3 protein-coding genes are annotated in these 2245 nt (G+C 75.1%); all 3 read left to right on the top strand.

Translation table 11 applies throughout. From position 1 onward, the window contains the following. Window positions 1-637: glycosyltransferase (locus tag ACWENR_RS30560; RefSeq protein ID WP_452280407.1), on the top strand; the 637-nt coding region annotated here is incomplete at its 5' end. Further along, window positions 622-1839 (top strand): glycosyltransferase, encoded by a 1218-nt coding sequence (locus ACWENR_RS30555; RefSeq protein WP_452280406.1) that lies wholly within the window; start codon window positions 622-624, stop codon window positions 1837-1839. The genes ACWENR_RS30560 and ACWENR_RS30555, both read left to right, overlap by 16 nt. Next, on the top strand, window positions 1839-2245 hold a 407-nt coding region (locus tag ACWENR_RS30550), incomplete at its 3' end, for a D-sedoheptulose-7-phosphate isomerase (RefSeq protein WP_452280405.1). The genes ACWENR_RS30555 and ACWENR_RS30550, both read left to right, overlap by 1 nt.

Genomic DNA, 2245 nt, shown 5'->3' with positions numbered 1-2245 from the left:
CGCCCACGTCACCCACTTCAACCACCTCTTCTGGGACACCGGCACCACCCGCACCACCGTCGTCGACCACGGCATCGTCCCGCCCCGGGTCGAGTGGAGCGGCGAGCTGGAGCGGCTGGCGGTCGTGACCAACGAGCCCGTACGCCGCTGGCGCGTCACCGGCACCGACCTCATGCCGCGCTTCGCGCGGGTCGCGCCGCTGGACGTCTTCGGCATGGGGGTGGCCGGGCTGCCCGACGCGCTCGCCGCGACCGGCGCGACCGGGCTGCCCGTGACCGGGTACGACGACCTGCCGCAGGACCGGATGCACGTCGAGGTCGCCCGGCGGCGGGCGTACCTGCACCTGTGCCGGTGGACGTCGCTGGGGCTGAGCCTGATCGAGGCGATGGCGATGGGCATGCCGGTGATCGCGCTGGCGACCACCGAGGCGGTGGACGCCGTGCCGCCCGACGCCGGGGTGCTCTCCACCCGGGTGGACACCCTCGTCGAGGCGGCCCGGTGGCTGATGACGGACCGCGACGCGGCGTCCCGGCTGGGGGCGCGGGGTCGCGAGGTGGCGAAGGAACGCTTCGGGCTCGACCGCTTCCTGGCGGACTGGGACCGGCTGATCGAGGAGGAAACATGCGCATCGCGATGATCTCGGAGCACGCCAGCCCGCTCGCCGTTCTCGGCGAGGAGGACGCCGGCGGGCAGAACACGCACGTGGCGGAGCTGGCCGCCGCGCTGGTCGGCGAGGGGCACGACGTACGCGTCTACACCCGCCGGGACTCCCCCGCGCTGCCCGACACGGTGCCCACGGCGGAGGGCTACCGGGTGTGCCACGTGCCGGCCGGCCCGGCGCTGCGGGTGCCGAAGGACGAGCTGCTGCCGCACATGGGCGAGTTCGGGCGCTGGCTGGCCGGCCAGTGGCGCGACGGCGGCTGGACGCCGGACGTGGCGCACGCCCACTTCTGGATGAGCGGCCTGGCCACGCTGCACGCCGGCCGGCGCACCGGCGTGCCGGTGGTGCTGACCTACCACGCCCTCGGCACGGTCAAGCGTCGCCACCAGGGCTCGCGGGACACCAGTCCACCAGGCCGGATCGGCTACGAACGGGCCCTGGGACGGGCCGCCGACCGGGTCATCGTGCAGTGCCAGGACGAGGTCGGCGAGCTGGTCCGCCTCGGCGTGCCCCGGTCCCGGATGGCGCTGGTCCCCTCCGGGGTCAACCAGGAGATGTTCCGCCCCGACGGGCCCGCCGCCCCGCGCGACCCCTCCCGCCCCCGGATCATCACCGTCGGCCGGATGGTGGAGCGCAAGGGCTTCCAGGACGTCGTCCGGGCCCTGCCGGCCGTGCCGGACGCGGAGTGCGTGGTGGTCGGCGGCCCGCCGGCCGAGCTGCTTCCCGCCGACGGCTTCGCCCGCCGGCTCCGCGCGCTCGCCGAGTCCTGCGGGGTGGCCGACCGGGTGAAGCTGGTCGGCGCGGTGCCCCGCGAGGAGATGGGCCGCTGGTACCGCTCGGCGGACATCCTGGTGGCCGCCCCCTGGTACGAGCCGTTCGGGCTCACCCCGCTGGAGGGGATGGCGTGCGGCGTGCCGGTGATCGGGTCGAACGTCGGCGGCATCGCCGACACGGTGGTCCACGGGCTGACCGGCGACCTGGTGCCGCCCCGGGACCCCCGGGCGCTGGGCACCGCGATCCGCCGGCTGCTCGCCGACAAGGTGCGCCGCTTCGCGTACGCTACGGCGGCGCTGGACCGGATCCGCAGCCGGTACTCGTGGAAGCGCTGCGCCGAGCAGCTCGGCGCGGTCTACACCGCGGTCAGCACCGTCGGCCGTCCCGCCTCGGCGGTGGCGTGATGACCGTGTCGCTCTCCACTCTCGACACGCACCTGGCCAACCTCGCGGCGGCGCTGCTGCCGTACCGGCAGGAGGCCGAGCGGCTCAGCGCGTGGGGCACCGAGGTGGCCTGGACCCTGGCCCGGGGCGGCCGGCTGTTGGTGGCCGGCAACGGCGGCAGCGCCGCCGAAGCCCAACACCTCACCGCCGAACTCGTCGGCAAACTCCGCGACGACCGCCAACCCCTCTCCGCCACCGCCCTCCACGCCGAAACCAGCGCCCTCACCGCCATCGGCAACGACTACGGCTACGACGAAATCTTCGCCCGCCAAGTCCGCGCCCACGGCCGCCCCGGCGACATCCTCCTCCTCATGTCCACCAGCGGCACCAGCACCAACCTCCTCACCGCCGCCCACGCCGCCCACGA

The sequence above is a fragment of the Micromonospora sp. NPDC004336 genome, assembly GCF_053602615.1.
Note: the sequence above shows the minus strand (reverse complement) of the source record. Positions and strands in the feature narration are given on the sequence as shown.